1 protein-coding gene is annotated in these 766 nt (G+C 49.3%); it reads right to left on the bottom strand.

Annotated elements, in window-relative coordinates; all coding sequences use genetic code 11:
• Window positions 1-176 precede the first annotated feature (176 nt).
• Window positions 177-766, bottom strand: a 590-nt coding sequence (locus J5224_RS32225) for an MFS transporter (RefSeq protein WP_264629019.1), incomplete at its 5' end; no start/stop codon positions are given.

Below are 766 nucleotides of genomic sequence, written 5' to 3'. Positions count from 1 at the left end.
TAATCCGATACCAGATAGCAAAATGTGCATGCACCAATGAGTATAATTCATGAATCTCGACGTGAGGCATGCTGTTTGCCATTGCTATCGTGATTATCGACGTGGGCGTGCAGAGTGAACAGCGCGCTGTGTGGCTAATAACGCGATGCCCGAACGTTATATTCGGGCATCTTTTTTTATTTCTCACTCTGGGGCAAGGAAATAAACAATACGATAATCCCAGAAATAAACGCACAGACAGCCAGCGCAGAGAAGGCGTAATAATAGCTGTTACCAAAGGTGTCCAGAATCATCCCCATAGCGATCGGTGCGGATAACGATCCCAATTGCCAAATGGTATTAAGGAATCCCACTGCCGCACCGGTTTTTTCTACCGGAACCAGCTCACCGATAAACGTATTCATTACCGGGCTGTAAGCGAAGGCGGTGATCCCTAACAGCGGAATCAGCACATAAAGCGCACTGACGCTGTTATTGCGACTAAACCACATCAGCGCAGGCACCAGCACCAGCAGCAATGTTGACAGATAATATTTCTTGTTTTTGCGTTGGAATTTATCCATCAGGGAGCCGGTCAGCGGCTTGGCGATCACGGAAGCAATGGCATACAGCGACATCCAGGAACCGGCAGTCACCAGTGACAAGTTCAGTTGACCGTTCAGGTAGGTGTTTGCCCATGATGCTGTGCCCCAGGTGGCAGCCATGGCAAAGAAGCCAGAGAGGCCCAGTAACACCAGATTGCGGTTCTTGAACATCGACAGCACGT

The organism is Candidatus Symbiopectobacterium sp. NZEC135 (assembly GCF_025962695.1).
Note: the sequence above shows the minus strand (reverse complement) of the source record. Positions and strands in the feature narration are given on the sequence as shown.